Below are 22,381 nucleotides of genomic sequence, written 5' to 3'. Positions count from 1 at the left end.
AAAAGAACATCTTACTGGAGAGAGAACAATGTCCCGAATCCCACAAAAACTGACCATGGCGGTGATCATTGGCAACCGTGGTTTTTTCCCAAGCTACCTTGTGGCGGAAGCGCGCGAGCAGGCCATTGCCCTGTTTGACCGCCTTGGCATCAACACCATTATGCTCAACGAGACGCAAACCGAGCTAGGCGGTGTGGAAACGCGCCAGGACGCGAAGATTTGCGCCGATCTGTTCCGCGCTCACCGCGATGAGATCCACGGTGTTGTCGTGCTTTTGCCCAACTTTGGTGATGAAAAAGCAGTGGCGGAAACCCTGCGCCTTTCCGGGCTAAACGTGCCGGTGCTGGTGCAGGCCGAAGAGGATAATCTGGATAAAATGGGGCTGGCGACGCGCCGCGACAGCTTCTGCGGCAAAATATCCCTGTGCAATAACCTGCGCCAGTACGGCATTCCTTTTACGCTCACCACCCAACATGTCTGTGCGCTCAGTGGTGAGGTATTCGCCCGCGATCTCAAACGTTTTGAGCAGATTTGCCGCGTGGTCAGCAGCATGCGTGGCGTACGCGTCGGCGCTATCGGCGCGCGTCCTGCCGGGTTTAACACCGTGCGCTACAGCGAAAAATTGCTCGAACGTTTGGGCATCGCAGTGGAAACCCTCGATCTTTCCGAAGTCTTTACCCGCATCAAAACCCTGCGTGACGATGATATCCGCGTTGACGAAAAACGCCGCCTGCTACTGGATAACGCCGACGCCAGCGCCATTCCTGCTGATAAACTGGTGACCATGGCGAAGCTGTTTGTGGTGATAAGCGAATGGGTGATTGCCAACGATATTGATACCACTGCCATCCAGTGCTGGACGTCGTTGCAGGAAAACCTTGGCATTAACGTCTGCTCGATCATGAGCGTGATGTCCGGCCAGTTAATGCCGTCCGCCTGCGAGGTGGATGTGATGGGCGCGCTCTCCATGTTCGCGCTGGCAAGCGCCAATATGAACCCAGCATCCATTGCCGACTGGAATAATAATTTCGGCGACGATCGCGACAAATGCGTGCTGTTTCACTGCGGTAACTTCGCCTCTGCCAGCCTCGAATCGCCGCATATGGGCACCGCCGACATCATCGGCACCACCGTCGGGAAAGAGAATACCTGCGGCGCGGTACATGGCCGCCTGAAAGCGGGTGCGCTGACCTATTTCCGTTTGAGCACCGACGATTTGAGCGGCGAGATCAAAGCCTATGTCGGCGAAGGCCAGTCGGTGGACGATCCGCTGGATACCGTGGGTTGTCGCGCAGTTATCCAGGTGCCGAAGCTGGAGCACCTGCTCGCCTGGATCTGTCGAAACGGTTTTGAACACCATGTGGCGATGAACCACGCCGCCAGCGCGGAAGTCCTGCATGAAGCCTTTACCCGCTACCTTGGCGTTGAGACTTACCTGCACCAGTAACCGCCATCAGGAGAGATGTGATGTCGCAGGAAAACATCATTATTGCGCTGGACGAAGGCACCACCAACGCCAAAGCCGTGGCGCTGAACGCGAAAGGCCAGGTGGTGGCGAAATGCGCCCGCCCGCTGAGCATCGAGACCCCGCGCGAAGGTTGGGTTGAACAGTCCGCTGAACAGCTGCTCGAGGCTTCGCTGGCGGTGGTACGCCAGGTAGTGGACGCCGTTGGCGCACAGAACGTTGCCGCGCTGGCCATCAGCAACCAGCGTGAAACCGCCATCGGCTGGTATCGTGCCAGCGGTCAGCCATTAGGCCCGGCGCTCACCTGGCAGTGCTCGCGCACGGCGGATTTTTGCCATGCGCTGCGTGAACAGGGAAAAGAAGCCGTCATCAAAACCACGACCGGGTTGCCGATCGCGCCGCTCTTTTCCGCATCGAAAATGCGCTGGCTGCTTGATGCCATCCCTAACGGCAGCGAACTGGCGGCGCAGGGTGAAATTTGCCTCGGCACCGTCGATAGCTGGCTGTTGTGGCATTTCACTGGCGGAACGGCCTTCTGCTGTGATTACTCCAACGCCTCACGCACTCAATTGTTCAACCTGCACAGTGGCGGCTGGGACAACACGATGCTGGCGCTGTTTGGTATTCCGCGCCAGGCGTTACCGCAAATCCGCCCCTCCAGCGGCTTGTTCGGCCACACTCAGGGGTTGAGCGGCATCCCGGATGGCATCCCGATTCTGGCGATGATTGGTGATTCCCATGCCGCGCTGTTTGCGCATGGTCTGGGCGCGGCGGGTGGCGTGAAAGCCACCTACGGCACCGGTTCATCGGTGATGGCGCCGGTCGCGAGTGCGCAGTGCGATGTCAAATCGCTGGCGACAACGGTCGCGTGGCACGACGGTGAACGGCTGGTTTATGGGCTTGAGGGCAATATCCCGCATACCGGCGATGCAGTGGCATGGATGGTGGAAAGCACCGGCCTGAACGAATTACCCGAGGCCGAACTGGCGCAGGCGCTGGGTACCCTGCCCGCCTCGGTAGATTCGACCCTTGGCGTCTATTTTGTCCCGGCGCTGACCGGGCTGGGCGCGCCCTGGTGGGATGAACATGCGCGTGGGTTAATCCACGGTTTAAGCCGTGGCGTGAAACGCGCGCACCTGATCCGCGCGGCGCTGGAATCGATAACCTATCAGATTGCGGATGTAGTGGTAGCAATGCGCCAGCACAACGCGTTTTCCCTGAACGCGCTGATGGTGGACGGCGGGCCGACGAAAAACGACTGGCTGATGCAATACCAGGCGGATCTGCTCGGCTGCCCGGTGATGCGCAGCGATGTTGCCGAGCTTTCCGCTATTGGCGCGGCGTTGCTGGCGCGCAAGGCGTTGTTGCAAGTGGATAACGAACAGTTGCGCGCATTCCTGCCGGAACATATTACCTTCCAGCCGGATATGGCACGCCACGACCGCCTGCAAAAACGCTGGTTTGACTGGCAAAACGCCGTACAACTGGCGCGCGCCACAGCGTAATTCCTTCAAACGCGGGGCATTCGCTCCGCGCTTTTCCTCGCTAATGACAAAAACATCTGGCTTATGCTCACGCAGCATATAGAAAGATGAATTTAAACTTTAAGAAACATGAGAAGCAGCCTACTTTAGCGGAACAAATAATCACATCGTATTAACTTTTCAGGGATTTCTTATGACTAAAAAACTGCTGCCTCTCGTCATATTGACGCTCCTTTCTGCTGCCAGCCATGCTGCAACCCCGCCAGATACGCTGGTAGTGGCTCAAGGTCTGGACGATATTGTCAGCCTCGACCCGGCGGAAGCTAACGAACTTTCCAGTATCCAGACCGTGCCGAGCCTGTACCAGCGCCTGGTACAGCCAGATCGTGAGAATCCGGAAAAGATTAACCCGGTGCTGGCGGAAAGCTGGCAAGCAGATGCGGCGGCGAAAACCCTGACTATCAAGCTGAAAAGCGATGCGAAGTTTGCCTCCGGCAACCCGCTGCGCCCGAAAGATGTGATTTTCTCTTATACCCGCGCGGTCACGCTGAACAAATCACCGGCGTTTATTCTCAACGTGCTTGGCTGGCAGCCGGACAATATCGCCAGCCAGTTGAAAAAGGTTGATGACCACACGCTGCAACTGCGCTGGACGGCAGACGTCAGCCCGGCGGTGGCGCTGAATATTCTCTCCACGCCCATTGCCTCTATCGTCGATGAGAAGTTGGTCAGCGCCAACATGAAAGGTGATGACTTCGGCAACGCGTGGCTGAAAATGCACTCAGCGGGCAGCGGCGCGTTTAAAATGCGCGTCTACCAACCGCACCAGGCAATTGTGCTGGATGCCAACGCCACCTCGCCTGGCGGCGCACCGAAACTAAAAAACATCATCATTAAAAACGTGCCGGATCCGGCTTCCCGCCGCTTACTGATCCAGCAGGGCGATGCTGATGTGGCGCGCGATCTGGGCGCGGATCAAATCAGCGCGCTGGCAGATAAAAAAGGCGTCAAGGTGCTGAGCATTCCGTCCGCTGAGCAGAACTATCTGGTGTTTAACGCCGGTAACAGCGCTAATCCGCTGCTCAATAATCCGGCGTTCTGGGAAGCGGCGCGCTGGCTGGTGGATTACGACGGCATCACCAAAGACCTGCTGAAAGGGCAATATTTTGTCCACCAGAGCTTCCTGCCGGTCGGCCTGCCGGGCGCGCTTGAAGATAACCCATTCAAATTTGACCCGGCGAAAGCGAAAGAGATCCTTGCCAAAGCAGGTATCAAAGATGCGCACTTTACGCTGGATGTGGAGAACAAACCGCCGTTTATCACTATCGCACAATCCATGCAGGCCAGTTTTGCCCAGGGCGGCGTGAAAGTGGATCTCCTGCCTGCAGCCGGTAGCCAGGTGTATGCCCGCGTACGCGCAAAACAGCACCAGGCGGCGATCCGTTTGTGGATCCCGGACTACTTCGACGCCCACTCTAACGCCAGCGCCTTTGCTTATAACGATGGCAAATCCAGCACCGTTGCAGGGCTGAACGGCTGGCAGATACCCGAGTTAAGCAAAGCGACGCTGGCCGCGGTGGCAGAACCGGATGCGAAAAAACGCCTTGAGCTGTACAAACAGATGCAGCAAGAGTTGCAGCACAAATCACCGTATGTCTTTGTCGATCAAGGCAAAACACAGATTGTGGTGCGCGACAACGTGAAAGGCTATCAGCAGGGGCTGAATGCGGATATGGTGTGGTATGACCGCGTAACCAAGTAATGCTTCCTCCTCCCGCTCACGCGGGAGGGTTCTTTTACTGACTACGAGTTTTTCCATGTCTGTTTCACCCAACAGAGCAGAGCGGCGCGCCAAACTCCCTCTGCTCGCGCTATTTCAGGGGCTGCTGACGCTCTCCCTCACGCTGTTTGGCCTGTTGCTGGTCACCTTTTCGCTGTCGGCGTTTTCGCCTGTTGACCGGGTGCTGCAAATTGTTGGCGATCATGCCAGCCAATCCACGTATGACCAGGTTCGCCACCAGCTCGGGCTGGATCAACCGCTGCCGGTGCAGTTCTGGCACTATCTAACCCGGCTCGCTCACGGTGATTTAGGCACCGCCAGCGCCACCGGGCAGCCGGTCATGCAGGATCTGCTCGCCGCCTTCCCTGCCACGCTGGAACTGGCGACGTTGGCGCTGATTGTCGGCTCCGTGCTCGGCATTATTGCCGGTGTACTGTGCGCCCGTTTTAAAGGCTCGCCGTGGGATTTAGCGGTACGCACGTTTACCCTGCTCGGCAATTCGGTGCCCATTTTCTGGCTTGGCCTGCTGATGCTGGCGCTGTTTTACGCCCGCCTGCAGTGGAGCGCCGGGCCCGGTAGGCTGGATGATATTTACCAGTACACCGTGACGCCGCGGACCGGGTTTGCGCTGATCGATACCTGGCTTTCCGGCGACAGCGCGGCGTTTAAAAACGCCATCAGCCACTTACTGCTGCCGGTGCTGTTGCTGGCGTATTACTCGCTGGCGAGCATTACCCGCCTCACCCGCTCTGCGTGTCTTGGAGAAATGAACAAAGAGTACATTTTGCTGGCGCGCGCGAAAGGCGCGGGTGAGATGACGATTTTGCTGCGCCACGTGCTGCCGAATATTCGCGGTACGTTGTTAACGGTGATTGCGCTGGCATATACCAGCATGCTCGAAGGTGCCGTGCTGACCGAAACGGTCTTCTCGTGGCCGGGAATTGGCCGTTACCTCACCACCGCGCTGTTTGCCGGAGATACCACCGCCATCATGGGCGGTACGCTGGTGATTGGCGTCTGTTTTGTGTTGATCAACAACCTGACCGACCTGCTGGTGCGGTTGACCGATCCGAGGGTGCGCTGATGCCGACAACGTTATTCTTGCGCCGTTTACGCCGCTCGCCTGCCGCATTTAGCGGCCTGCTCATTGTGCTCCTGCTGCTGCTCATCGCCCTCTTCGCGCCGTGGCTTGCCCCGCTCGATCCCAACTGGCAGGACGCTGCCGCACGTTTGCAAGCGCCCACTGCACAGCACTGGCTCGGCACCGACAGCTATGGTCGTGATTTACTCTCGCGGCTGATTTACGGCACGCGTCCGGCGCTGGGGCTGGTGGCGCTGGTGGCCCTGATTACGCTACCCGCCGGTTTGCTGGTGGGGATCCTTTCCGGCTATTACGGCGGCTGGATGGAGCGTGTGCTGATGCGCTTCACGGATGTGGTGATGTCGATGCCGCGCTTGATCCTCGCGTTTGCGTTTGTCGCCATGCTCGGCCCTGGCCTTGTCAATGGCGCGCTGGCGCTGGCGTTAACCACCTGGCCTGCTTACGCGCGCCAGGCGCGCAGCGAAATCCAGCGTCTGCGCCACAGTGATTACCTGGCCGCCGCCGAGATGATGGGCATTCGCGGCTGGCGCTTGCTGCTGGGGCATATTTTGCCGCTGTGTTTGCCTTCGGCGATTGTGCGTCTCGCGCTCGATCTCGCCGGGATTATTCTTGCCGCCGCCGGGTTGGGGTTTTTAGGCCTGGGCGCCCGCCCGCCGATGGCGGAATGGGGCGCAATGATTGCCGATGGCATGCAGGTGATTTTCGATCAATGGTGGATTGCCGCCGCACCCGGTGCGGTGATTTTGCTGGCAAGCCTGGCGTTTAATTTGCTCGGCGATGGCCTGCGCGATGTACTGGAGCCGCAACATGACTGAGACACGCGTCGCGGTAAGCGGCCTGAATATTGATTACCCCGGCTCGCGGGTGGTCCGCAATCTGAGCTTTACCCTCGGCAACGAAAGGCTGGCGCTGGTGGGCGAATCGGGTTCCGGCAAATCGATGACCGCCCGCGCCCTGATGGGGCTGGTGCGCGCGCCGGGAAAAGTCAGCGCAGAGAAACTCGATGTGCTGGGGAACACTCTTCTGACGCTCGACAATCGCGGCTGGCGCAACCTGCGCGGAAACGACATCGCCATGGTGTTACAAGATCCGCGCTACGCGCTGAATCCGGTGAAAAGTGTGCAAGCGCAACTGGACGAAGCCATCACGCTGCATCAGCGCCTTAGCCGCAAACAGCGCATGGAGAAAATCCATGAAGCATTGCGCGCGGTGGAGCTGGAAGCGACGGTGCTGCATCGCTACCCTAGCGAGCTTTCTGGCGGCATGGGTCAACGGGTGATGATCGCCATTGCGCTGGTCAACGATCCGCAAGTGTTGATTGCCGATGAACCGACCTCGGCGCTGGATGCGCGGCTGCGTAACCAGATCCTCGAATTGCTGGTTGCGCAGTGCGAACAACGCCAGATGGCGATGTTATTGATAAGCCACGATCTGCCGCTGGTAGCACAGCACTGCCACCGCGTGATGGTGATGTACCAGGGCGAATGTGTTGATGCCATGCCCGCACAACATCTGCCGCAGGCGCAACACCCTTATACGCGCACACTCTGGACCTGCCGCCCGAATGCGCAAACCTACGGCCAGATGCTGCCGACGCTCGATCGCAGCCAGACCTTTACGGAGCGCAATGATGAACATCGTTGATCTTCACCAGTTGCAGGTCGCCTTTGGCGAGAAAACGGTGGTTTCAGGTGCCAGTTTCCAGTTGCACGCCGGTGAAACCTTTAGCCTGATTGGTGCTTCTGGCTGCGGCAAATCGACCGTGCTGCGCGTGCTGGCGGGCTTACAGCGCGAATGGCAAGGCAACGTGTCGCTGTTTGGCGAGCCGGTCAGCGCAGGTAAGCGCTATCAGGGCGCTTTGCGCCGCAACGTGCAGATGGTGTTTCAGGACCCTTATGCCTCGCTGCACCCGAACCATACGCTGTATCGCACGCTGGCGGAGCCGTTAAAAATCCACGGTGAGGGCGATATCGACAATCGCGTAGCGACGGCGCTGGAGCAGGTCGGTTTACCCGCCGATGCTGCGCGCCGTTATCCACACCAGCTCTCTGGCGGCCAGCGCCAGCGCGTGGCGATTGCGCGCGCGCTACTGCTGCGACCAAAACTCCTGCTGCTTGATGAGCCGACGTCAGCACTGGATATGTCAGTCCAGGCGGAGATCCTCAATCTGTTGAATCGCCTGAAACAACAGCACGGGATGAGTTATTTGCTGGTCAGCCATGACGCGGATGTGATTGCCCATATGTCAGACCGGGCGGCGTATATGGCAGGCGGGATAATTGAACGTTTCTTTGACCGAGATGCGCTGCTGCGTGGCGAACACCGGATGGGCTAACGAGATGGCATCGGCAGATACCGATGCCATCTTCATCAGGGTGATGAGGGAGTAAAGAAGGCGCTGAGTTTTTGTTTTTGCCTGCCCTGCTCGTCAAAATTACTCGCCGCCAGCCAGGCGGAAATCGCCGCGTCGCGCTGCGGCCATTCGTTATCCAGCATCGATAAATAGTCGGTATCGCGGTTGCGACCTTTGCGCACCATATGCTGGCGGAAGCGCCCCTCCCAGCTAAACCCGAGGCGTTCGGCTGCGCGGCGGGAAGCGACGTTGAGCACGTCACATTTCCACTCCACGCGGCGGTAGCCGCAGGCAAAAGCGTGGCGCAGTATCAACCAGATAGCTTCCGTACCCAGCACGCTATTTTTCATGCGCGGTGACCAGGTAACATGACCGATTTCCACCGAACCATTTTGCGTGTTGATGGCAAGCCAGGCGACGACGCCGAGCGCCTCACCGCTGGCACACTCCACCACGGCGAAAGGCGCGATGGTGGTGTCGATCATTTTACTCACCACCCACTGCGCCATGCTATCCAGCGTTTGTGGGCGCTCACCCGCCAGCCATGTCCAGTCGCTCTCGTTTTCCGCCTGAGAGTATGCACGCAGAAGATCGTGCGTGTGTATCCTGGCATCCAGCGGTTCCAGCCGACAGTATTGTCCTTGCAACACGCTGCGCGGCAGCGGCTGGACGCCGTGCCAGTGCGGCAACACGTCACCGACGGTTTGACCATAATGATTCAATTCCGGCACTTTTTTCTCCCAGGCAAAAAAGTTAAATAGAAAAAGAGAGTTTTAGCAGCAGTTAAGCCCGGAATATAGTGCCTAAAATTGGGGGGTAAGTGAAGAAAAATGCCTTTGAAATCAGAGGACTGACCAGATTTGGCATCAGAATAGTCTGATGCCTTTACATTTACTGACTAAAGTGGCCAAATTGAGCCAAAACCTGGTCAAAAATGGCCATTCCTTGCTGGACTTCTTTCGCGCTCATTATGCAAGGTGGCACGACATGAATGCGGTTTTCGACAATAAAAGTCAACATTCCGGCCTGGGTAAGCGCCGCCTTAATCGCAGCCATCTCTGCCCCTGCTAAAGGCGTCTTGTTTTTACGGTTGCTTACCAACTCCAGCGCCTGGAACATGCCGCGACCACGCACTTCGCCAATCAGGGGATATTTCGCTGCCAGAGCTTCCAGCGCAGGGCGCAGAACGCCGTTGCCGACATGTGCCGCATTCTGCACCACGTTCTCTTCTTTCATGGCATCCAGCGTGGCGACAATCGCCGCCATGGCCAGCGGATGCCCGGAATAGGTCAGCCCCCCGGCAAAGAAGTGATCGTCAAAATAATGGGCAATCGGTGCGGAAATCAGCACGCCGCCCGCCGGGACATAGCCCGCATTCACCCCTTTAGCGAAGGTGATCAGATCCGGCACAATGCCATCCTGTTCGAAAGCGAACCAGCTTCCAGTACGGCCGAAACCGGCCATCACTTCATCCAGGATCAACATAATCCCGAACTCATCAGCCAGCGCGCGCACGCCTTGCATATACCCGGCTGGCGGCACAAGAATGCCCGCCGTGCCAGGAACGGACTCCAGCAGGATCGCCGCAATCGATGTTGGCCCTTCACATTCGATCATCCGACGCAGGTGTGCCAGCGCACGTTCGCACTCTTCAGCTTCGCTGGTGGCATTAAATTCGCTGCGATAAAGGTACGGGTTAAAGAAGTGAACATGCCCGCGTGAATATTCATTCGGCACACGTCGCCAGTCGCCGGTCGCCGCAATGGCGCTGCCGGTGTTGCCGTGGTAAGAGCGATAGGCAGAGAAAATCTTGTCGCGCCCGGTGTACAGCCGCGCCATGCGGATGGCGTTTTCGTTGGCGTCTGCCCCGGCGTTGGTGAAAAAGACTTTACTGAAACCCTCTGGCGCCAGCTCCACAATGCGTTTTGCCGCTTCGCCGCGCGCCAGGTTGGCGGTGGCCGGAGCAATGGTTACCAGCGTTTCCAGTTGCGCTTTCATCGCCGCCAGCACGCGCGGGTGTTGATAACCAATATTGACGTTCACTAACTGGCTGCTGAAATCGAGGTAGCGGTTACCGTCGTAATCCCACAGCTCGCAACCTTTCGCCCCGGCAATCACCATCGGGTTGAGGTTGCCCTGCATCGACCATGAGTGAAATACATATGATCGGTCCAGTTGACGCACATCGTCGTTCGTTATCGCCATCTCGTTGTGAAGTGCCAGTTTCATGCCAGATCCTCTCATGCCGTTGTTGTTGTCTGCATCATGCTGTGCGGCGTGAAGACGCGGGTAGAGCCAGTCGGGTTTGCGAGATGTGACACCTTGTCACACGCCGGCGGAGTAACTGGCACTGTCTGACAGGGGTGAGGGTTTTTATAGTGGCGCAACTAATCTGCACAGGAGAAGAGAACAATGGCAGCGAAAAACGTGGTGTTCATTACGGGGGCGACTTCCGGATTTGGCGAAGCGGCGGCGCAGGTTTTTGCCGACGCCGGATGGGCGCTGGTATTGAGTGGGCGTCGGCTTACACGTCTGGAAAACCTTAAAGAACGGCTGCATGGCAAAGTGCCAGTGCACATTATTGAACTGGATGTGCGCGATAACGCTGCGGTGAAAAAAGCCGTTACCGAACTGCCTGCGGAATTTGCCGATATCACGACGCTTATCAACAATGCCGGGCTGGCGCTCGCCCCGCAGCCCGCCCAGAAAGTGGACTTGCAGGACTGGCAAACGATGATCGATACCAATGTCACCGGGCTGGTTAATGTGACACACGCGCTGCTGCCAACACTGATTGCGCATGGTGCGGGGGCATCGATTATCAATATTGGATCTATCGCCGGGCAGTGGCCCTACCCCGGCAGCCATGTGTATGGCGCAACCAAAGCCTTTGTGAAGCAGTTTAGCTACAACCTGCGCTGCGACTTACTGGGAACCGGTGTGCGGGTAACCGATCTCGCGCCGGGGATTGCCGAAACGGAATTTACGCTGGTACGCACCAAAGGCGACAAGGCGGCTTCTGATAATTTGTATCGCGGCACGACGCCGCTCAGTGCGCAGGATATTGCCGGGCAGATGTTTTACATCGCCACGCTGCCGGATCATATGAATATTAACCGCGTAGAAGTGATGCCGGTGCGCCAGGCCTGGCAGCCGTTTGCCATCGACCGGGATTAAACCTGGATATCACTAAGCCACAAAATAAAACGCCCCGGCATAAATGCCGGGGCCTGCTTTTATTCTTTTTTCCTGGAGGTTTAATCGTTCTACCCCGCCCGGCGCTTATCTCCGGCACTCACTCTTAGGTGGCGTTAGCTCTTTATGGGGTGAAACCACAATAGTCCATCAGAATGCTCTTAACAATAGCCATTTTGTCGCAATTTCCGGTTTTTTGATGCTTGTCATAATTTGCCTGATCTTCGCGTAAACCCGCGTGATGAGGGTCACTCATCATTGAGGGCTGACACTAACAAGCCGGGAAAAAACTGACGAAGCGTGACGCGCATCGCGATGCGACCGCAAAATTGATGCATTTCTCGCCGCCATTGTCGATAAAAGAGGCAATGCGTTATGATTCCGCCATTCGGAATTTGACTTAAATCCTTCAGACGTTTACAAAAGATACTGCCTTCCTAAAGTCCGACTTGCGTCTTTCCCGTTTTCGTCCAGGCTTCCCTTTTAGCCTGCGTAAAAATGGCGCGGATTGACCGGCTCAGATTTGCTTTTTACCGACTATTTTAAGATTTGCAGGCATCTGTAAGTGGAGTATCGCATGTTCTCTTTTGTCGCCCGGCAGGCGATTTTTGATGCAAATATGAACACAGTCGGTTACGAGTTGTTGTTCAGAGACAGTATGACGAACCGGTTTCCCGACGTTACTCCGGAGTACGCCACTGCCCAAATTATTGTCGAACAGTTTCTGGGTGCGCCGCTGGGCCGACTGAAAGAGTACAGCGCGATTTTCGTAAACTTCCCTTACGAGTTGCTGGTGCAGGGGATGGCGGAAACCCTACCGAAAGACCGCGTGATTGTGGAAATTCTCGAAACTGCCGAACCCACGCCTCAGTTGCTCAACACGGTAAAAAAACTCTCTGCGCACGGCTTTCGTATCGCGCTGGATGACTTCGCGTTAGGCGATACCTGGAACGCGTTTTTACCTTATATCAGCATCATCAAATTCGACGTGCGGGAAAATACGTCCGACGAGATAAGTGGCTATATCAACGACAAAGCCCATTTGCTGAAAGACACGATATTTCTTGCCGAAAAGGTGGAAACACAGGAAGAGTACGAGTGTTTCCGTAATATGGGCTGCACGCTGTTTCAGGGGCATTTTTTCAGCAAGCCGGTGATCCATTCGGCCAATAAACTGTTTCAGAATCAGGAAATCACCTTAAAACTGATGAAAGAGGTGAATGCCGACTCGCCGGATTTTGGCCGAATCGAAGCCCTGCTGAAACAGGATCTGGCGCTGTCGTTTAAAATTATGCGGTATGCACAAAATATTGTGTTCAACGCGCGCGGGATTAAAAATTTCCGCAGCCAGTCGTTAAAGGACGTTATTTTTTATCTTGGCACCAATGAGTTACGTCGCTTTGTACTGGTTTCCTGCCTGACCTCGGTCAACAAAGTCAAGACCGACGATATTTATTACCAGAGCCTGATCCGCGCCAAGTTTTGCGAGCTGGCCTCGTCACACTCCATCAGCCGCCACTCTGCCGATGACGCGTTTATCGTCGGCCTGTTTTCACAGCTCGACAGCATTTTTGAAATGCCGATGGCGGATTTATTAAGCCAGATTGATATCTCCGCAAGCGTGATGATGGCGCTTAAGGAGCAAAAAGGCCCGCTCTACCCTTACCTGCAACTTATTGAGCTGTATGAAAATCACAACTGGGAAGAGGTAAGCGCGCTCGGTCATCGGTTGGGTTTTAACCGCAGCATGGTGGCGGAGCTGATTAAAGCCGCCACCAAATGGACCAACGATATCCCGTCAAAGGTCAGCTGATCATTTCAGTTTTCGCGCCAGACAGCCGATTTAATCAGTAGGGTGTCATTCACACCGCTGCTTTGTTTCACTCGGCTGACCACTGGACGCACATCATGGAAAAGTTAACGGTATATGGATATCGCCTCGGTAACGAATATCAGGTGGAATTCGTGCCTTATAAGCAAAGTCTTACGACCTGCGTGATTCCGGGTAGCTGCACCTATTTACGTAACACCATGAGCAACCTGCTGGCCTACCTGCTGACGCACGCCGTGGGGAGTATTGTGGCCGACAAAACGCTGCAGATTCAGGTTTGGGAAAATAACGGATTGAGTTGCTCAAGCCAGCGACTGTGGCAAGTAATGAACAACCTGAAGCGTAAACTGGCGGTATTCGGTTTGCCCGACGACTTTATTCTGCGCGTGGCCGGGAAAGGGTATCTTATCCCGCCGGAAAAGGTACTGACGCTTTATTGCCGGGAGACATTTTTTCGACAATACGCCACGGTTGATCACTGCGCCCCATAAATCCGGATAATTAAGGGTAACGCAGCGCGTCAATCAACAAAGTAAACGCGGCGGTGTGCTGTTTGCGGCTGGGGTAATAGAGGTAATAGCCGGGGAAAGGTTCGCACCAGGCCTCGAGCGCCGTTTCAAGTTTGCCTTCTGTAATCGCCTGCGCCACACAATCTTCCGGTACCAGCGCCAAACCCATACCGCTGGTTGCCGCTTCGATTCTGGAAGCCAGATTATTAAAGGTTAATTGCCCTTCCACGCGCACGCGCATTGGCTGGCCATCTTTGGAAAACTCCCAGGCATACAACCCGCCGAGCGTCGGCAGACGCATATTAATACAGTTGTGATGTTGTAAATCATGCGGTGTTTGCGGTTTACCATGGCGGGAGAAATAACCCGGCGACCCGATAACCACCATGCGCCAGTCCGGGCCAATTCGCACCGCGACCATATCTCTGGCAACCTGTTCACCAAGGCGAATACCGGCGTCGTAACGCCCGCTGACAATATCTGTCAGGGTGTTATCGATGGTTAATTCTACTTTCACGTCCGGGTAAGCGTCTAAAAAAGGTTTAATCGCGGGCCACACCGTAGAATGCAACGCATGCTCGCCAAGTGTGATGCGAATATTGCCAGCAACGCGATCGCGCATATCGGTTAATGCAATCAGTTCTTCCTCAATCTCTTTAAAGCGCGGGCCAATGCTATTAATTAATTCCTCGCCTGCATCAGTGGGCGCGACGCTGCGCGTGGTACGGGTAAGCAAACGAATTTGCAGGCGTTCTTCCAGCCCGCGAATAGCATGACTGAGTGCAGATTGCGAGACACCTAATTTTGCTGCCGCGCGAGTAAAGCTGCGTTCGTGGGCCACCACAATTAAATAGAAGAGATCGTTAAAATTGTCTTTCAGCATTTCCGCTCCGTTACCAGACCATGAAAATAGCATTTATGCTACACGTCGGATGCATTTAAATATATGTCTATAATTCACTAATCCCGCAATCAGATGACTCTGTTCGTGAAGCAGGCCACCTTTTTTTATGTTAATAAACGCCAGGGATCTTCCTTTTAATGAATTGTGCTCATAACCGCAATGAGCCATATCACTTAATCAACAGGCCTTACTATTCTCCACGTATAAAAACGCTGAAGCCCTATTAAAAATCAACCATGCAGCAGCGGCAGGCATTTAATAATTAAACACCCGCTATTAATGCCTATTTCAAATAACCCCTTAATCAACCTACATATTTAACCGCACCTTTTGCCAATAAAAGCCGGGGGAGTTACCCCCGGATAGAGAAAAAAAGTAACAGTAGACACAAAAAATGCAATGAGGTTAATAAAGCGACTTAACGTTAACCGATTAAACGCGGGTTGATATTAGCGATCTGTGCGATTAAAAATAGGCAAAAGAAGTTCCATTCAATATTTATCAATATGTGCTAAAACGAATTTAAATATTTACACATGAAGAACTCAGGTGATAAACAATATCCTACAGCCTGAATAATCCATGAGCCACTCTCATAAGTGGCAAGGTATTCTTGTTGTTATTAAAAAACACAGTGGCAAACATCAAGGGTTTATTTATATGAAAATATCTCAACTGAGTCTTTTCGTCTCTGCTGCGGTACTGTGCTCGTCAGTACAGGCTGCGGAAATATATAATAAAGACGGTAATAAGTTAGACTTATATGGTTTGGTATCAGCAGAGCATTATTTTTCGGATAACAGTGGCTGGAATGGCGACCAAACTTATATGCGTCTTGGCTTTCGCGGTGAAACACAAATTAACGACCAACTGACCGGCTACGGCCAGTGGCAGATGCATATTGACGCGAATAAATCGGAAGGTGATACCAATACGCCACGCACGCGTTATGGCTTCGCCGGGTTAAAATTCGCCAATTACGGCTCGGTGGATTATGGCCGTAACAAAGGTGTTTTATATGACTCCCTCGGTTATACCGATATGCAGCCAGAGTTCGATGGCATGACGTACGGTTCTGACCAATTCATGTTCAGCCGTGGCAGCGGCATGCTGACCTACCGCAATACGGATTTCTTTGGTCTGGTTGACGGCCTGAATTTCTCCCTGCAGTACCAGGGGAAAAATGATGGCGGTGGCGAGTCCGGTGCTGGTCGAAATGTATTACGTCAAAACGGCGACGGTTACGGCTTATCCGTGGAATATAACATCGGCGCAGGCGTAAGCGTTGTCGGTGCCATGACCAGCGCCAAACGCACCCAAGAACAAAATACCGCCGCCAATATTCTGGGTGATGGCGATCGCGCCGAAGCCTATTCTGGCGCGATTAAATATGACGCCAATAATATCTACCTGGCGGCGATGTTTACTCAGGCTTATAACGCTTCGCGTTTTGGCAGCTCTTCCGATACGACAACCGCCTACGGCTACGCCAACGAATCGCAGATTTTTGAAGCGTACGCCAGTTACCAGTTCGACTTTGGCTTACAGCCATTCGTGGCGTATAACGCGCTGAAAGGCAAAAATATTGGTAGCAACAGCGCGGGCGATAAATATGGCGATCAGGATATCGAGAAATATGTCGATCTCGGTGCCACATACTACTTCAACAAGAACTTCAACATGTTCGTTGATTATAAAATCAACCTGATTGATGAAGATAAATTCACCACGGCGGCCGGTATCAACACCGATGACGTGGTTGCAGTGGGTATGGTTTACCAGTTCTAAACCCGCAAAAAGGCGGCTCAGGCCGCCTTTTACTCACCGTGATTCCGCACACGTTTCGCTTTCATTACCCCAATTTTCCCATGTGCTGATGCTGGCGTCGCCAGACGCCGGGCGGCATCTGGTATTTGCGCGAAAAAGTGCGCGTAAAGGTCTGCTGAGAGTCATAACCGTATTTGCTTGAGATGGTCATAATGGACTGCTCAGTCACCAGCAGCTCATGTGCGGCGCTTTCCAGTTTCTTCTCACGAATATAAATCCCTAGCGGAATCTGAATCACTTGCTGGAACAGGCGCTGAAGATGCCATTTCGAATACCCCGCCCGCGTGGCGACATCCTCGATCCGCAGCGGTCGTTCAAGGTTATCGTCAATCCATTGCTGGATCTCAAGTATCACCGCGTGTTGCATACCCATGGTTGAAACCTCCTTGAGAACAGGAGCATTCACCTTAGCGGAGTGATACTTACGCAAACATGACGCGAAAATAATAATTTTGTCAGAAATGCGCTTTCTGCCAGGCCATATAACCCCGCCAGGTGTGGATACAGGCATCAAATCATGCGTGGAGTGCAGCGGGAAAAGAGGCCAGCGCGAACCCCATAACAAGCCTGCTGCAATGCAGAAGAGAGGCCACTGGCGCAGCCTCCCGCTCCGGCCTTCGCTGACGCTACAGTGCTTTTGCCTCACCTGCCCATTCGCGCAAGAAATTCGCAGAGCACATAGCAGGCTCAATAACCGCAATATCGACGCTGACCAGGCCAAACTTCACAAAAGGATCGCGTTCTATTTCCTTTTCCAGGCTCTGGCTGTCGCTGGCTGTGGCCAGGATAAATCCACCCTGTTTATTTTTTAGCGGCCCGGCGAAAATAACATGACCTTTTTTGATCATCTCCCCCAGCCAAAGTTTATGGGCATCGACATAAGCGCCGAGAATATCGGGTTCGCTACCGTAATAAAGCGTAATCGCATATAACATGATCAATTCCCCGCAGGTTAATTTAGTGGCAGCGCAGCAATAATGTTACGAATAGCCGATCGCGCGGCTGCAATTTGCTGGTGTTTAATTTCATCACCTTTCGAGGTGCCTTCTGCGCGGATAAGATGAATATCGTCAATACCCAGAAAACCCAAAAAGGCGCGCAGATATTTTTCCTGAAAATCCATGCCATCAAAAGGCGGTTGTAAATAAAAACCGCCGCGCGCCGAAATAATCAATACATGTTTCCCCTCCGCCAGCCCCACCGGCCCGGTGGCAGTGTACTGAAAGGTTTTTCCCGGTTGGGCAAGCCTGTCCAGCCAGGCTTTTAACTGGCTGGACACAGAGAAGTTATACATTGGTGCAGCGATAACGATCAGATCATGCTCGAGAAACTCATCGACCAACTGCTGTGAAATTTGGTGCTCCGGGTGTCTGTCACTCACCGGTTGACTACCGGCAACGACACGGAATCCGGCAGCAATGTCAGCGGTTAAATGGCTTATTTCGTCCCGAACCACATCGCGATAGGTTATTTTCGCTTGCGGATAATGTGCTTTTATTTCCCGCATAACGTCAGCGGAAAGCGCGCGAGTGACAGAATATTCACCCGATATACTGGAATCAATGTGCAGAATCTTCATGATGCTCTCCGACAATAAACACAATAGTTATTTAAAGGATTTAGCAGCAGTATCGATAAATTTCGCCACTGCATCGGGTTGCGAAACCATAGACAAATGTGAAGTGTTAACTTTATATACGGTGGCGTGGATCTGTTTGGCTATTTTCTCCTGAACGGCAGGTAACAAAGCATGATCGTTTTCGGTCAGCAAATACCAACTGGGTTTATTTTCCCAGGCGGCATGAGCGATTTTTCCCTGAAATGCCGTGACAGCGATCGGTTGCGAAACCGCCGCCAACGCCTGGACATTCTCCGTTGAGATATCGTTCGCCATCACCTGTTGAAACTGGCTGGCATCATCTAACCACACCAGCCCTTGTGCATCAGGTGTCAGCCCGGTCATTGGCGCATTAAGCCGCGCCAGTAAATCAGTCACGGATTCCCCCGTTGTCGGTGCCAGCGCAGAAAGGTAGACCAGCCCCCGCACCTTGCTGTTATTACCGGCCTGGCTGATCACGGCACCCGCCCACGAGTGACCGACCAGCAGCACATCGCCGTGCTGGCGTGCCAGTACGCGCTCGGTGGCGGCGACATCATCATCCAGCGAAGTCAGCGGGTTTTGCACCGCCGAAACGTGGTAGCCCATGGTTTGTAAACGCTCAGTTACGGCAGCCCAACCGGAGCCGTCCGCAAATGCACCGTGTACCAACACAATATTTTTAATCGGCTGCGCTGCCGCCTGCGCCGAAATCACGCTCAACATGGCAGCACATGATGCCGCCGTGATAAACCGTTTTCCGTTGCGAAAATAGTCCCGCATGCTCTCTCCCGTCACGTCGTGGTGAGGTTATAAACACATTGCAGAGAGTGTAATCGCGGCAATCCGGCATGGTAAGATGGCGAACTTGACATTAAACAGGCAAAACCAGACACACTACGAGGAACCCGAATGCAGATAGCGATAATTGCCACCGCAGGCAGCATGATGTCTGCGATTACGGGGCTTGCGGATATGTTCTGGATAACCAACCAACTCCTGCCCGCTAGCATTGAGGCCAGCCAGTTCAGGATCGCCATTGTCAGCCCTGATGGTAGCCCGGTCATGGACGCGCAAGGTCGGGAAATTGCAGTGGATAGCGCGTTTGCAAACGTAAACGCGCCCGATGTGATTCTGGCCTGCGGCATGGCGCTTGGCGGCAATAAACTGCCCGCGGCAACAAGCCCGGAAGCCGTGGCGTGGCTGCGTCAACAGCATCAGCGCGGCGCAAAAATTGGCGGCGCTTGCGCGGGGGGTTATCTGCTGGGTGATGCCGGGTTGCTGGATGGCAGAGAGTGCGCCACCACCTGGTGGCTGTATCCCACTTTCCGCGCCCGCTATCCGCGTGCCAAAATGGTGTGGGGAAAAGCATTAATCGAAGATCGCAACGTGATTACCACCGGCGGGCCGCTGTCGTGGGTGGATTTAGCCTTGCACATAATTCGCCAGAACGCCGGGGATGAAGTAGCAAGAATGGCAGCAGACATGACCGTTGCCGACAGCCAGCCAATCTCCCAGCAGATCTATGCTCCGCGCGGTTTTTTAAACACCATTGATCCGCTTTTACTGCGCGCCGAACAGCTTATCCGCTATGAAAACCCGGCAATCACCGTCGAAGAACTCGCCAGCGCGCTGAACCTCAGCCCGCGCACATTGCACCGTAAATTGGCCGATTTAACCCACGAAAGCCCCAAGCATTTTATTACGCGCGTGCGCATTGAATCGGCCTGTTTGCTGCTTGAAAACCCATCGGCAAATATCAGGCACGTCGCCGCCGCATGTGGTTATACGGAAGATACGGCGTTTCGCAAAGCCTTTAACCAACTCATCAACATGACGCCTGCGCAATACAAGCACTGGGCCGCCGCGCGAAACGGCAAATCGGGGCATTAACGCCTCGCCACGATGCGGCATCAACATGTTATCTGATCGTTTTACGAAACGTTGCATGTCCGGTTTCGGGAATTCTCTTCACCGCCAATGCGCCTACAATGGGCGGCATCTGAACAAAAGAGAGAATGACCATGGCATTTCAAGCTGGGCTGTACTGGGTAATCGATCCGCTTTGCGGCTGGAGTTATGGCGCACTGCCGCTGATTAACCGCACGGCTGAACACTTCACTGAACGACAACATATTTTGCCCGGGGGCCTGTTTATCGACGCGCAGCGCCGCCGCCTGGACGCCGACTGGCTGTCCCATGTACATGAGCATGATGATCGGATCGCGAAATTAACCGGTATGCCGTTTGGCCGTGCTTATAAAGAAGAGTTACTGGCCCGCGACGGGTTATTGCTCGACTCGCTGCCTGCCACTCGCGGTTTGTTAGCCTTACAGCAATTTGGCGAACCGGGTGACGCGCTGCACTTTCTTAATGCCATTCAGGCAGCCTGGTATCGTGATGGCCGCGATATCACCCGTGATGACGTGGTCAATGACGTGATTCAACACGCCACCGGGCAATCTATTGTCAATGGCCAGGTGGCAGAAAACGAAGCCCGCGCCGCCATTCAATATGGTCGCATGGTGATGGCGCAAGCCGCCGGACTTGGTTTCCCCAGCGCCGTGTTGGTGCAGGAGGATGGCCGTTACACACTGCTTCCGGTCAGCCAGTATTACGGCAACCCGGATGCATTTATGACTCTCGCCAAAACATATTGTTAAAGGAATTCCACCATGAACCATAAAACATTCGGCGTATTGCTGATACTCGCCAGCGCCTCTTCTGTTGCCGCACCATTACAATTGCAGGTTTATAACCCGCAGGAAAAGGCCATTTTCGCCGTCTCATCTACGCTGGTTTCCGGCCCTACAGAAGCGATTTTGTTTGATGCGCAATTCAGTGTGAAAGATGGCGAGAAACTGGTGGAGATGATCAAAGCCAGCGGCAAAACGCTCAAGCAAGTGGTGATCACCTCCGGCGACCCGGATTTCTATTTTGGCCTTGAGCCCATCGTCAAGGCCTGGCCGCAGGTCAAGGTGGTTGCCTCGCCTGCGGTGGTGAAACATATTGAAGCGACAAAAGAGGCCAAGCTGGCGTACTGGGGACCGCAGATGAAGGACGGCGCGCCGCACACTTTAACCGTACCGACAGCGACTACGGCGACCCACTTAACCATTGATGGTGAAACGCTGGAACTGCGCCATCCGCAGAGCTATGCGGCTTATGTGTGGATCCCGGCGAATAAAGCCATTCTCGGCGGCACAGCGATTTCCAGCGGTATCCACGTCTGGAGCGCCGACACGCAAACGCCCGCCGCACGAGCGCAATGGCGTGAAGTGCTGGGTGAAATGCAGCACCTGAAGCCCCAACAAGTGATCCCTGGTCATTATCTGGGCGCACGTCCTGTCGGTGACCAGGCGATTACGTTTACCCTTAATTATCTGGATAAATTTGAGCAGGCACTGAAAGCGAACAAAACCTCTGCGGGCGTTATCAACGCGATGACCGCCGCTTATCCGAACCTGGCAGAAGCGGGTTCGCTGGAACTGAGCGCAAAAGTAAATACCGGCGAGATGAAGTGGTGATCGTAACGCGTAATACTGTTTTTTTACGCATCAGAATTTACGCATTACCTGCCATATTGTTTCATTCACGCCGGATTCAGTATGATTAATTAAACGCTGCGCCGTGAACAAGATAAGGGGGACGACTGTGTCCCCCTTATCAATTCCTACACTCTGCAAGCGATCGCCGCTTGCATAACGCTCACCTTCCGCTGCCGATCTGTTGTGAGTTCGCGTCGGGATGACGCCTCCACTCGCGCCTTCCGGTGCGATCAGACATTCCGTTTTAAACCCTCAAAAACCCTGGTGTGGCGAATTTAAAAAAGCATTACTGTTAATTGGAAGGCGCTGTCGTTGTTGTGGTGCTGGTCGATGTATTACTCCCATCATTCCCCCCACCCATTGACAATAAAAGCAAACCCGTTACAGCGGTGATAACGGCCACTCCAGTTACGGCTGAACTACCAACCGCATATTCCGCTGCATTATCTCCGGCGGCCTTTCCTTCTTCTGCGGGCGCTGCGTAGCAAAATTCAGAAATAACAAATATGAAAGCGATAGCAATGTATTTTAAAAGCATCATAATCCTGTCCTCATAATTATTTGGGATCATTTGCACTTTAAATCGCCGTCACAAAAGTGGATCGCAAAATAGGACATTCCTCGACAATATGAAAACAAATGGGAGATTCCTCAGCGGAACCAAATTATCTCAGCGCATGCACATTTCGCTTAAAAATAAAAATAAGATTATCCTCAGTTAACAATTTTTTAGCAGTATGATAGAGATCAAAGAAGACACAGAACAGCACATCGAAGGATTCAGAA

General features: G+C 54.1%; 22 protein-coding genes. 14 read left to right on the top strand and 8 right to left on the bottom strand.

All coding sequences use genetic code 11. From position 1 onward, the window contains the following. The first annotated feature begins 28 nt into the window (after nt 1–28). The 7 genes from E0L21_RS00820 to E0L21_RS00790 all read left to right on the top strand — a co-directional run bounded on the left by E0L21_RS00820 (nt 29) and on the right by E0L21_RS00790 (nt 8,166). Nucleotides 29–1,447, top strand: coding sequence for an L-fucose/L-arabinose isomerase family protein (locus tag E0L21_RS00820; RefSeq protein WP_131406179.1), 1,419 nt, complete (start codon nt 29–31; stop codon nt 1,445–1,447). Nucleotides 1,448–1,467: 20 nt separating this feature from the next. Then, a complete protein-coding gene (locus E0L21_RS00815; RefSeq protein ID WP_131406178.1) occupies nt 1,468–2,970 on the top strand; it encodes an FGGY family carbohydrate kinase in 1,503 nt (500 codons plus the stop codon). A gap of 172 nt (nt 2,971–3,142) precedes the next feature. After that, entirely contained in the window at nt 3,143–4,711 is a 1,569-nt protein-coding gene (locus tag E0L21_RS00810; RefSeq protein ID WP_131406177.1) for an ABC transporter substrate-binding protein, read from the top strand. Nucleotides 4,712–4,766: 55 nt separating this feature from the next. Then, on the top strand, nt 4,767–5,813 hold the full coding sequence (locus E0L21_RS00805) for an ABC transporter permease (protein WP_131406176.1): 1,047 nt from the start codon (nt 4,767–4,769) through the stop codon (nt 5,811–5,813). Further along, nucleotides 5,813–6,646 (top strand): ABC transporter permease, encoded by an 834-nt coding sequence (locus E0L21_RS00800; RefSeq protein WP_131406175.1) that lies wholly within the window; start codon nt 5,813–5,815, stop codon nt 6,644–6,646. The genes E0L21_RS00805 and E0L21_RS00800 overlap by 1 nt, the downstream gene beginning before the upstream one ends. Next, a complete protein-coding gene (locus tag E0L21_RS00795; RefSeq protein WP_131406174.1) occupies nt 6,639–7,475 on the top strand; it encodes an ABC transporter ATP-binding protein in 837 nt (278 codons plus the stop codon). Before E0L21_RS00800 ends, E0L21_RS00795 begins: the two co-directional genes overlap by 8 nt. Next, entirely contained in the window at nt 7,462–8,166 is a 705-nt protein-coding gene (locus tag E0L21_RS00790) for an ABC transporter ATP-binding protein (protein ID WP_131406400.1), read from the top strand. The genes E0L21_RS00795 and E0L21_RS00790 overlap by 14 nt, the downstream gene beginning before the upstream one ends. A gap of 35 nt (nt 8,167–8,201) precedes the next feature. On the opposite strand, the gene E0L21_RS00785 is transcribed toward E0L21_RS00790, so the two are convergent. After that, nucleotides 8,202–8,915, bottom strand: a complete 714-nt coding sequence (locus tag E0L21_RS00785) for a GNAT family N-acetyltransferase (RefSeq protein WP_131406173.1) — start codon at nt 8,913–8,915, stop codon at nt 8,202–8,204. Nucleotides 8,916–9,075: 160 nt separating this feature from the next. Beyond that, nucleotides 9,076–10,413 carry an aspartate aminotransferase family protein gene (locus tag E0L21_RS00780; RefSeq protein WP_131406172.1) on the bottom strand — a complete coding sequence of 446 codons (1,338 nt, stop codon included), beginning with the start codon at nt 10,411–10,413 and terminating at the stop codon, nt 9,076–9,078. A 183-nt stretch (nt 10,414–10,596) separates the two neighbouring features. On the opposite strand from E0L21_RS00780, the gene E0L21_RS00775 reads away from it, so the two are divergent. The 3 genes from E0L21_RS00775 to E0L21_RS00765 all read left to right on the top strand — a co-directional run bounded on the left by E0L21_RS00775 (nt 10,597) and on the right by E0L21_RS00765 (nt 13,701). Beyond that, complete coding sequence (locus tag E0L21_RS00775; RefSeq protein ID WP_131406171.1) at nt 10,597–11,361, top strand: SDR family NAD(P)-dependent oxidoreductase; 765 nt, start codon at nt 10,597–10,599, stop codon at nt 11,359–11,361. 595 nt (nt 11,362–11,956) lie between these two features. Beyond that, on the top strand, nt 11,957–13,192 hold the full coding sequence (locus E0L21_RS00770) for an EAL and HDOD domain-containing protein (protein WP_131406170.1): 1,236 nt from the start codon (nt 11,957–11,959) through the stop codon (nt 13,190–13,192). 95 nt (nt 13,193–13,287) lie between these two features. Further along, nucleotides 13,288–13,701: a winged helix-turn-helix domain-containing protein gene (locus E0L21_RS00765; RefSeq protein ID WP_131406169.1), complete on the top strand. Its 414-nt coding sequence runs from the start codon at nt 13,288–13,290 to the stop codon at nt 13,699–13,701. Between the two features lie 10 nt (nt 13,702–13,711). Here the strand turns inward: E0L21_RS00765 and E0L21_RS00760 are convergent, their stop codons facing one another. Continuing rightward, nucleotides 13,712–14,602, bottom strand: a complete 891-nt coding sequence (locus E0L21_RS00760; RefSeq protein WP_131406168.1) for a LysR family transcriptional regulator — start codon at nt 14,600–14,602, stop codon at nt 13,712–13,714. 681 nt (nt 14,603–15,283) lie between these two features. Between E0L21_RS00760 and ompC the strand changes: the two genes are divergently transcribed. Beyond that, the gene (gene ompC / locus E0L21_RS00755) at nt 15,284–16,411 is read left to right on the top strand and encodes a porin OmpC (RefSeq protein WP_131406167.1); all 1,128 of its coding nucleotides are present in this window, start codon (nt 15,284–15,286) and stop codon (nt 16,409–16,411) included. Between the two features lie 64 nt (nt 16,412–16,475). On the opposite strand, the gene E0L21_RS00750 is transcribed toward ompC, so the two are convergent. The 4 genes from E0L21_RS00750 to E0L21_RS00735 form a co-directional block, all read right to left on the bottom strand. Beyond that, entirely contained in the window at nt 16,476–16,823 is a 348-nt protein-coding gene (locus E0L21_RS00750; protein ID WP_131406166.1) for a helix-turn-helix domain-containing protein, read from the bottom strand. Between the two features lie 253 nt (nt 16,824–17,076). Further along, complete coding sequence (locus E0L21_RS00745) at nt 17,077–17,385, bottom strand: YciI family protein (RefSeq protein ID WP_131406165.1); 309 nt, start codon at nt 17,383–17,385, stop codon at nt 17,077–17,079. 17 nt (nt 17,386–17,402) lie between these two features. After that, on the bottom strand, nt 17,403–18,029 hold the full coding sequence (locus E0L21_RS00740) for an FMN-dependent NADH-azoreductase (protein WP_131406164.1): 627 nt from the start codon (nt 18,027–18,029) through the stop codon (nt 17,403–17,405). Nucleotides 18,030–18,056: 27 nt separating this feature from the next. Continuing rightward, nucleotides 18,057–18,830, bottom strand: a complete 774-nt coding sequence (locus E0L21_RS00735) for an alpha/beta fold hydrolase (RefSeq protein WP_131406163.1) — start codon at nt 18,828–18,830, stop codon at nt 18,057–18,059. A 129-nt stretch (nt 18,831–18,959) separates the two neighbouring features. On the opposite strand from E0L21_RS00735, the gene E0L21_RS00730 reads away from it, so the two are divergent. From E0L21_RS00730 to E0L21_RS00720, 3 genes are all read left to right on the top strand, one after another. After that, nucleotides 18,960–19,940: a GlxA family transcriptional regulator gene (locus E0L21_RS00730; RefSeq protein ID WP_131406162.1), complete on the top strand. Its 981-nt coding sequence runs from the start codon at nt 18,960–18,962 to the stop codon at nt 19,938–19,940. Nucleotides 19,941–20,071: 131 nt separating this feature from the next. Further along, on the top strand, nt 20,072–20,710 hold the full coding sequence (locus tag E0L21_RS00725; RefSeq protein ID WP_131406161.1) for a DsbA family protein: 639 nt from the start codon (nt 20,072–20,074) through the stop codon (nt 20,708–20,710). 12 nt (nt 20,711–20,722) lie between these two features. Further along, a complete protein-coding gene (locus E0L21_RS00720) occupies nt 20,723–21,574 on the top strand; it encodes a Vmh family MBL fold metallo-hydrolase (protein ID WP_131406160.1) in 852 nt (283 codons plus the stop codon). A gap of 313 nt (nt 21,575–21,887) precedes the next feature. On the opposite strand, the gene yjbE is transcribed toward E0L21_RS00720, so the two are convergent. Further along, the gene (gene yjbE / locus E0L21_RS00715; protein ID WP_131406159.1) at nt 21,888–22,136 is read right to left on the bottom strand and encodes an exopolysaccharide production protein YjbE; all 249 of its coding nucleotides are present in this window, start codon (nt 22,134–22,136) and stop codon (nt 21,888–21,890) included. Nucleotides 22,137–22,381 lie beyond the last annotated feature (245 nt).

This window comes from Kosakonia quasisacchari, from assembly GCF_004331415.1.
GTDB lineage: Bacteria > Pseudomonadota > Gammaproteobacteria > Enterobacterales > Enterobacteriaceae > Kosakonia > Kosakonia quasisacchari.
The sequence above is the reverse complement of the archived record's forward strand: the minus strand, read 5'-3'. Positions and strand labels throughout refer to the sequence as shown.

Bases quoted from the DNA above. Each gene is read 5' to 3' on its own strand.
- E0L21_RS00820 (WP_131406179.1), top strand. From the start codon at position 29: ATGTCCCGAATCCCACAAAAACTGACCATGGCGGTGATCATTGGCAAC.
- E0L21_RS00815 (WP_131406178.1), top strand. From the start codon at position 1,468: ATGTCGCAGGAAAACATCATTATTGCGCTGGACGAAGGCACCACCAAC.
- E0L21_RS00810 (WP_131406177.1), top strand. From the start codon at position 3,143: ATGACTAAAAAACTGCTGCCTCTCGTCATATTGACGCTCCTTTCTGCT.
- E0L21_RS00805 (WP_131406176.1), top strand. From the start codon at position 4,767: ATGTCTGTTTCACCCAACAGAGCAGAGCGGCGCGCCAAACTCCCTCTG.
- E0L21_RS00800 (WP_131406175.1), top strand. From the start codon at position 5,813: ATGCCGACAACGTTATTCTTGCGCCGTTTACGCCGCTCGCCTGCCGCA.
- E0L21_RS00795 (WP_131406174.1), top strand. From the start codon at position 6,639: ATGACTGAGACACGCGTCGCGGTAAGCGGCCTGAATATTGATTACCCC.
- E0L21_RS00790 (WP_131406400.1), top strand. From the start codon at position 7,462: ATGAACATCGTTGATCTTCACCAGTTGCAGGTCGCCTTTGGCGAGAAA.
- E0L21_RS00780 (WP_131406172.1), bottom strand. From the start codon at position 10,413: ATGAAACTGGCACTTCACAACGAGATGGCGATAACGAACGACGATGTG.
- E0L21_RS00775 (WP_131406171.1), top strand. From the start codon at position 10,597: ATGGCAGCGAAAAACGTGGTGTTCATTACGGGGGCGACTTCCGGATTT.
- E0L21_RS00770 (WP_131406170.1), top strand. From the start codon at position 11,957: ATGTTCTCTTTTGTCGCCCGGCAGGCGATTTTTGATGCAAATATGAAC.
- E0L21_RS00765 (WP_131406169.1), top strand. From the start codon at position 13,288: ATGGAAAAGTTAACGGTATATGGATATCGCCTCGGTAACGAATATCAG.
- E0L21_RS00760 (WP_131406168.1), bottom strand. From the start codon at position 14,602: ATGCTGAAAGACAATTTTAACGATCTCTTCTATTTAATTGTGGTGGCC.
- ompC (WP_131406167.1), top strand. From the start codon at position 15,284: ATGAAAATATCTCAACTGAGTCTTTTCGTCTCTGCTGCGGTACTGTGC.
- E0L21_RS00750 (WP_131406166.1), bottom strand. From the start codon at position 16,823: ATGGGTATGCAACACGCGGTGATACTTGAGATCCAGCAATGGATTGAC.
- E0L21_RS00745 (WP_131406165.1), bottom strand. From the start codon at position 17,385: ATGTTATATGCGATTACGCTTTATTACGGTAGCGAACCCGATATTCTC.
- E0L21_RS00740 (WP_131406164.1), bottom strand. From the start codon at position 18,029: ATGAAGATTCTGCACATTGATTCCAGTATATCGGGTGAATATTCTGTC.
- E0L21_RS00735 (WP_131406163.1), bottom strand. From the start codon at position 18,830: ATGCGGGACTATTTTCGCAACGGAAAACGGTTTATCACGGCGGCATCA.
- E0L21_RS00730 (WP_131406162.1), top strand. From the start codon at position 18,960: ATGCAGATAGCGATAATTGCCACCGCAGGCAGCATGATGTCTGCGATT.
- E0L21_RS00725 (WP_131406161.1), top strand. From the start codon at position 20,072: ATGGCATTTCAAGCTGGGCTGTACTGGGTAATCGATCCGCTTTGCGGC.
- E0L21_RS00720 (WP_131406160.1), top strand. From the start codon at position 20,723: ATGAACCATAAAACATTCGGCGTATTGCTGATACTCGCCAGCGCCTCT.
- yjbE (WP_131406159.1), bottom strand. From the start codon at position 22,136: ATGATGCTTTTAAAATACATTGCTATCGCTTTCATATTTGTTATTTCT.